The sequence below is a fragment of the Empedobacter sp. UBA3475 genome, assembly GCF_002378465.1.
GTDB classification, from domain to species: domain Bacteria; phylum Bacteroidota; class Bacteroidia; order Flavobacteriales; family Weeksellaceae; genus Empedobacter; species Empedobacter falsenii_B.
The window spans coordinates 1-7,755 of the sequence record NZ_DFRA01000001.1; the positions used below are offsets into that span (position 1 = coordinate 1).

Consider the following 7,755-nt stretch of genomic DNA (forward strand, 5'->3'; position numbering starts at 1 on the left):
TAATACAAATGCACTACCGGTGTTTTTTAAATCTTTTACGTTTTGCGTAAAAGGTTTTTTTTATTCACATTCACAAGGTTCTCTACTTCGTCTTTTGGCTTCATTGTCCCAAAAAGGATAAAATTTTAATCCAAAATAAAAGTTCGCAGAAGTTAATTTTTTCTGTTTAAAAACGATTGGAATTGCATTATCACTGCCCAAAATTAGAGGGCCAATTCTTACATACCCACCAAATGTTATATTTTCAAAATCATAGATAGAAAGGGAAGGTCCAATTCCAAATCCATTTTTTTGGATAGTATAAGAAGTTTGTAGTACATTGATACGTTTCAAACTATTTTCAAAAACTGGAATTCGTTGCATCCAATTGAAATTTAAGTAATGATTTTCAATAATTTTTTTACTCAGATTAAGATGTAAACTCGTTGGTAAACCGATCGAAAAATTATTTCCCGTTTTAGATTTTGTTTCATCACCATAAACTTCTTTGCTCAAAAGTCCTAATTATTGATCAACACTTTCAAATTCAACTCCATCTAATTTTGGATTATTACGAATTTGAACTCTTTGCGAAGGATTGTAGAAATGATGGTTATCGCCTCTGAATTTTACTAATCCAACATCTAATAAATTTGCCGAAAATTTGAAATCATATAATTCATCATTCGCTCTTCTGTTCACAAAAGAAATTCCTAAATCTATTCCAACTCCATTTCCTCTATTTCGTAAAACATATTTATCTCGATCAAAATCATAATTGGTAGAATATCCTGCTTTTATATCATAATTTGACGCATAAATATTTGCATCAGGATTGTCGATTGTACTTGTTATAGTTGGTTCAGCTTCTAATTTTATCGCGTTTTTACTTTTGATATACGCGCCATCTAAACCCAAAAGATATTTAATATTTGCCCCAATAATAACTTCAGAAGTATTAGTTGTATACAAATTTGTCGCAACATTTAAGCCTAATTCAGCCCAATTCATTGCATTTGTCTTTGTAGGTTCAAACTCATAATTTTTTGGTTCTATTTCATTCTGATTACTAAAACGAAAATAATTATCTAAATCTTTAATAGAACCTTGTGTACGAAGTCGGGTGAAAATTCCAAGACGATAAGTTTGATTATTAATTTTCTTTTTAAAAGAAACGGAAGGTCCCAGAAAATCATTTTCCAAATGATAAGAAATCGTATTTCTAGTTGCGAAATCTAAAATATTAGAATGCGTTTCTCCTCTTATTCCAGCTTTTATATTTGCTGATTTTGTTTCACCTTTTATTAAACCTAATACGTTTTGATCGGATACGTAAGCGTAATCATTTCTGAATAAAATATCCTCAGAAATAATATTAATATCCCATTTATTCGGGTTAAAATATGAAGTTGTCGGAGAAAAAACACTACCGTTAATCCCGCTATATTGATCATTACTAAAAGATAAAATATTTTGTCCAAACGTAAATCCTGAACAAAAAATAACGGTTAATAGAAGTTTTTTCAAATGATAAAATTTTTATTAAAAATAAGAAAAATCAATTGAAATAAATTACGGTTTTACGTACAGCTCAAAAAAAAGAGTTTCAATTTGAAACCCTTCTTTATAAAATTAAATTTTAATCACCATCAATTAATCTTCCTAAACCTCCTAAAATAGAACCTTCACCTTGTGAAGAACCGCCTGCAGAAGGTGCATGTGCAATAATACGATCAGCCAATCGGCTAAAAGGTAAAGATTGTATATATACAACACCAGGACCTCTTAATGTAGCAAAGAAAACACCTTCTCCTCCGAAAAATGTATTTTTAATTCCGCCTATAAATTCGATATCGTAATGAACAGATTGTTCGAAACCAACAATGCAACCTGTATCAACTTTCAGAACTTCGCCAGCTTGTAAAACACGACGATGTAATGTTCCACCAGCATGAATGAAAGCCATTCCGTCGCCTTCTAATTTTTGCATAATGAAACCTTCTCCTCCAAAAAGTCCAGTTCCTAATTTTCGATTAAATTCAATTCCAACCGAAACTCCTTTTGCAGCACAAAGAAAAGCATCTTTCTGGCAAATAAATTTTCCGTTCACTTCTGGTAAATCTATCGGAACAATTTTTCCTGGATATGGTGCAGCAAAAGACGCTTTCTTTTTTCCTTGTCCGTAATTTGTGTACGAAGTCATAAACAAACCTTCACCTGTTAACATTCGTTTTCCGGCATTTAATAATTTTCAGAAAATTCCACCACTTTGTTGAGAACCATCGCCAAAAATTGTTTCCATTTTTACACCATCATCCATCATCATAAAACTACCTGCTTCTGCTACAACAGTTTCTTGTGGATCTAATTCAATTTCGACAAATTGCATTTCTTCACCGTAAATTTTATAATCTATTTCGTGTGAATTCATTTTTTTAATTTTACTAATTAGTCGACAAAATTCGTAATTCGTAACAGTTCTTATTTAAAATTAGTATTAAATATGAACCAATGAGGTATATTCTTTTTTTGAAAGTAAACAATCCGTATTTTTGTTTAACTTGAAAAAGTATTATGGCAGATATTAAAATTACAATTATAGATAGAGAAGGTGTTTCGCACGAAGTTGACGCGCCTACTGATATGAATATGAATATCATGGAGCTTGTGCGCGCCTACGAATTAGCACCAGAAGGAACCATTGGTATTTGTGGTGGAATGGCGATGTGTGCTTCTTGTCAATGTTATGTCTTAACACCAGAAATTCAATTACCAGAAATGACGCCTGATGAAGATGCAATGTTAGCAGAGGCATTTAATGTGAAAGATAATTCACGTTTAGGTTGTCAGTTACATCTTTCGAATGAAATGGATGGATTAGTTGTTGAATTAGCACCAGAATATTAAATTTTAGTTTTACGTGGTACGTTATAAGTTCTACGTTACAATTTTGTTATTATCGTTTAGCGTAAAACGTTTGGCGTAATACTTAAAACTTATTAAATGAATCAATTAGATAAAAGACTTTTTTTGTTAGATGCTTATGCCTTAATTTTTAGAGGGTATTATGCATTTATCAAAAATCCACGAATCAACTCAAAAGGTTTCAATACATCGGCAATTATGGGATTTACGAATTCCTTGTTCGATGTCATTCGACGTGAACAACCAACGCATTTGGCGGTTGTTTTTGATGTTGGTCAAGCAACAGTTCGTACGGTAGATTATCCTGAATATAAAGCAAATCGTGATGAAACGCCAGAAGCCATTCGTCAAGGCGTTCCGTATATTCAAGATATTTTACGAGCGTTAAAAATTCCAGTACTTTTCGCCGAAGGTTACGAAGCAGATGATGTGATCGGAACATTAGCACAGAAAGCAGAGAAAGCTGGTTATACAACTTATATGGTGACACCCGATAAGGATTTTGCGCAATTGGTAACGGAAAAAATTAAAATGTATCGTCCTGCTGCAAATGGAAAAGGTGTTGAGATTTGGGGAATTGAAGAAGTAAAAGAAAAATTTGAAATCGACGATCCAATTCAAGTTATCGATTACCTTGGAATGATGGGTGATGCTGTGGATAATATTCCAGGTTTACCAGGTGTTGGAGCAAAAACGGCAAGTAAATATTTGAAAGAATTTGGATCATTGGAAAACCTTTTAGCGAATACAGATAAGCTGAAAGGGAAAGCTAAAGAAAAGATTGAAGAGAATAAAGAGCTTGGAATTCTTTCGAAGAAATTAGCAACGATTATTACAGATGTTCCTGTAGAATTTGATGAAGAAGATTTAACGGTTTGCCCGCCAGATATAGAAAAAGTTACTGAACTTTTCACGGAGTTAGAATTCCGTCGTATGTTAGAAACGGTTTACAGAATTTATGGTTTGGATGTTTCGGGAATTATCAAAGAAGCGCAAGAAGAAATTTCTGCGGCAAGTCAGATTTCTTCGAATCAAGTGCAAATGGCTCAACAATCATTGTTCGATTTTACGTCTGATGAAGAAATCGTTCCACAAAATTCAGCTTTTACAGATATTTCAACAACCAATCATTTGTATCAATTGATCGATACAAAAAAAGGTCGTGAGATTTTGTTGCGAAATATTCTGAAACAAAAAGAAGTGACATTCGATACAGAAACGACTTCACTGGATGCATTGGAAGCAGAATTAGTCGGAATTTCGTTTTCTTGGGAAAAAGGAAAAGGATATTATATACCTTTTTCTACTGATTTTGAAGAAACAAAAGCAATTATCAATGAATTTAAACCATTTTTTGAAGATGAATCAATTTCGAAAATTGGTCAAAATCTAAAATATGATATTAAAGTTTTAAACAAATATGACATTGTTGTTTTAGGTCAAAATTTTGATACGATGATTGCACATTATTTGATTAATCCAGATATGCGTCACAATATGGAAGTGTTGTCAGAAACATATTTGAGTTATCAACCAGTTTCAATCGAAAGTTTGATTGGAAAAAAAGGAAAGAATCAAAAGAATTTCCGTGATGTTCCGTTGATGGAGCAAACCGAATATGGAGTAGAAGATTCTGATATTACAAATCAGTTGAAAAATCTTTTCGAACCAGAATTAATCAAATCAAATACACACAAATTATTCACTGATCTTGAAATGCCATTGATGCAAGTTTTGGCTGATATGGAATTGGAAGGTGTTAATTTGGATGTTCCGTTCTTGAAAGAACTTTCGGTAAAACACGAAGCGAAATTAAGAGAATTAGAAACAAAAATTCACCAAGATGCTGGAGAAGAGTTTAATCTTAATTCGCCAAAACAATTAGGAGAAATCTTGTTCGATAAGTTAAAATTAGATCCAAAAGCAAAGAAAACCAAAACTGGACAATATGCAACTGGAGAAGAGATCTTATCGAAACTGAAAGATAAACATCCAATTATTAAGGATATTTTAGAGTATCGTCAATTACAAAAATTAAAATCAACTTATATTGATGCGCTGCCAGAATTGGTGAATCCAAAAACGGGTCGTGTGCATACAACGTATGCGCAAACGGTTGCTGCAACGGGACGTTTGTCTTCTGTAAATCCGAATTTACAAAACATTCCGATTCGTTCAGAAGAAGGTCAGCAAATTCGTAAAGCCTTTGTTGCGCGAGATGAAAATCATGTGATTATTTCTGCCGATTATTCGCAAATTGAATTGCGTTTGATTGCACAAATGTCACAAGATCCTGCAATGGTAGAAGCTTTCAAACATGGAGAAGATATTCACGCTTCTACTGCCGCAAAAGTTTTCAATGTAGATTTAGATGAGGTGACGCGTGAACAACGTAGTCAAGCGAAAACGGTAAACTTCGGAATTATTTATGGTGTTTCGGCTTTTGGTTTAGCAGATCAAGCAAATATTTCTCGTAAAGAAGCCAAAGCATTGATTGATGCGTATTATGAAACTTATCCAACGTTGAAAGCGTATATCGAAAAACAAGTTGAGGTAGCTCGTGACCAAGGTTTTGTAGAAACGTTAATGGGTCGTCGCCGTTATTTGAAAGATATCAATTCGAGAAATGCTGTGGTGCGTTCGCATGCTGAGCGAAATGCTGTAAATGCGCCAATACAGGGTACTGCGGCGGATATCGTGAAAATGGCAATGATTCAAATTCAGAAAGAATTGAAGAAAAATTATAAAACCAAAATGATTTTACAAGTGCATGATGAGTTAATTTTTGATGCACCCAAAGATGAGTTTGAAAAAGTTTCTGAATTAATCAAATCGACTATGGAAGCTGCAATGCAAATGGATGTTCCGTTGATTGCAGAAGTCGGAGTAGGAGCGAATTGGTTAGAAGCTCATTAGAAAAATATTATTTACAATAATTACAAAGCGTTACTTTTTAGTAGCGTTTTTTTTTGTTAAAATATCTACAAAATATTCTGATTAACAAATTCTTAACGAGATTAAAATATATCTTTAATTCATTATTGATTTTAAATTATATGAAAAAACTATTTTACTTATTTACATTGTTTACGATTTGTTTAAATGCTCAAATTATAAATCTAAAAATATTAGACCTTTCGGATAATTTACCACTTTATGATGCAGATGTATATTTCAAAAATTCGACTAAGAATTTTGTATCAGACATGAAAGGAAAAGTTGTGGTTGATTTAAACAATGTTTCGCAAACAGATGAGTTAATCGTTTCGAAAAAAGATTATCAAGATGCAATAATCAACGTATCGGAATTAAAATCTGAAATGATAATCAAACTCGAAAGAGTATCCGAAATCGAGTTAAAAGAAGCTTTTGTAACAAACTTGAAAGCCGAAGATGTTCTACAGAAAGTTTATGATAATTATGATAAAAACTTTAATATTGAACAATATTATTTCTTAGTTAATTTTCAACAAGATTTGTTATTTAATAATAATGAACGGGATTTTATTGATGCAGATTTACAGTTTAAATTTAAACGAGGAGATTTGAAAATTAAATCAAAAGGAATTGTAAACAACGAAATAAAAAGTGGACGAGAACCAAATTCAAATATTCGTTTGATTTATTATTTGGAGAGTATTTATTTGAAAGAAAAATATATTAAGCAATTTGTATACTTATTAAAGGAAAAGAAATATGAAGAATCTAATTTATCATTAACAAAATATGGAGATAGTTTTGTTTATGAAGTTACAATAAAAACAAAATCAAGAGATGTATTTCTGACAATTGATAAAGATACATTTGCTGTTGTTGAGTTTTATTGGGAAACGACTATTCCGGAAACTAAATATTCAGAAAATGAATTTTTAAGAGAAGCAAAAGTTGTTTATAAATATCGTCCTCATAACGGGAATTGGGTGTTGAAAGAAACGTCTGCAATTTGGAACACTACTTATGAAAAAGATGATGAAAAAACAGATTTAGATATGAATTTTAGTATAATCGTAAATGATTATAACACGCAATCTTTTTCAGAGTTCAACAAATCGGTGAACGAAAAGATGGATATTAGAAAAAGTTTTAAATAAAATAAAAACCCAATAAATAAAAATATAATTGTCGCAATTACCTCGTTTTTAGGAATTAATCTGTCAGCACAAACGCAAAAAGAAAGCATACGAGCAACTTACAAAGCCGAATTTATTTTTGATTATGAACAATCGAAGGATATGTTTTCAAAGAATTTGCAACCAGCTTTCAAAATGGCTATAGATAGAGGAGTTTTTGTCGATTTTATATTAGAAAGTAATAAAAATTTATCTGTTTTTCGAGCAGATACAAAAGTGAATAACGCACAACATGAAGCGGATATGGTTGTACAAGAGATTTTGAAATCGGAACAAAATCCTTTGTATAAAGATTTTTCTAAAAATGAATATTATAAACAGTTTGATATTAATGTAAAAACGTATTTGGTTAAAGAAAATATACCTAATTTTAATTGGAAATTAACGAAAGAAAAAGCTGTGATTAATGGTTATAATGTCGTAAAAGCGATTGATCAAGATCGAGATGGAAATGAATTTACGGCTTGGTATTCGCCTGAAATAAGATATAAAGATGGACCTTATTATTTTTCGAATTTACCGGGGTTGATTTTACAAGCAGAAATTATTTCGCCTTATTTTACAGTGATTTTTAAGATTAATCAACTTGAAATTTTGAAAGAAAATCTTAAAATTAATTTACCTACAAGAGGAAAAGTAATGACGTTAAGAGAAATGCAAAACGATATGAATGCATCGTAAACATCGAATGAAGGAGTTGAAAAATAGTCAAAATAAAAGC

Annotated in this window: 6 protein-coding genes and 1 pseudogene; 4 read left to right on the forward strand and 3 right to left on the reverse strand. The window is 31.5% G+C overall.

Annotated elements, in window-relative coordinates; genetic code table 11:
• Positions 1–60: 60 nt before the first annotated feature.
• From B3I31_RS00005 to B3I31_RS00015, 3 genes and pseudogenes are all read right to left on the reverse strand, one after another.
• Positions 61–495, reverse strand: a complete 435-nt coding sequence (locus B3I31_RS00005; protein WP_286495511.1) for a hypothetical protein — start codon at positions 493–495, stop codon at positions 61–63.
• Between the two features lie 9 nt (positions 496–504).
• Positions 505–1,506, reverse strand: a complete 1,002-nt coding sequence (locus tag B3I31_RS00010; RefSeq protein WP_286495513.1) for a DUF5723 family protein — start codon at positions 1,504–1,506, stop codon at positions 505–507.
• 112 nt (positions 1,507–1,618) lie between these two features.
• Positions 1,619–2,410, reverse strand: a pseudogene (locus B3I31_RS00015) (TIGR00266 family protein).
• A gap of 143 nt (positions 2,411–2,553) precedes the next feature.
• Between B3I31_RS00015 and B3I31_RS00020 the strand changes: the two are divergent.
• The 4 genes from B3I31_RS00020 (at position 2,554) to B3I31_RS00035 (ending at position 7,715) form a co-directional block, all read left to right on the forward strand.
• Complete coding sequence (locus B3I31_RS00020; RefSeq protein ID WP_286495515.1) at positions 2,554–2,886, forward strand: 2Fe-2S iron-sulfur cluster-binding protein; 333 nt, start codon at positions 2,554–2,556, stop codon at positions 2,884–2,886.
• Between the two features lie 96 nt (positions 2,887–2,982).
• Positions 2,983–5,820 (forward strand): DNA polymerase I, encoded by a 2,838-nt coding sequence (gene polA, locus B3I31_RS00025; protein ID WP_291060243.1) that lies wholly within the window; start codon positions 2,983–2,985, stop codon positions 5,818–5,820.
• 140 nt (positions 5,821–5,960) lie between these two features.
• Positions 5,961–6,995, forward strand: coding sequence for a hypothetical protein (locus tag B3I31_RS00030; RefSeq protein ID WP_219034878.1), 1,035 nt, complete (start codon positions 5,961–5,963; stop codon positions 6,993–6,995).
• 27 nt (positions 6,996–7,022) lie between these two features.
• Positions 7,023–7,715: a GLPGLI family protein gene (locus tag B3I31_RS00035; protein WP_286495559.1), complete on the forward strand. Its 693-nt coding sequence runs from the start codon at positions 7,023–7,025 to the stop codon at positions 7,713–7,715.
• The last annotated feature ends 40 nt before the right edge of the window (positions 7,716–7,755 follow it).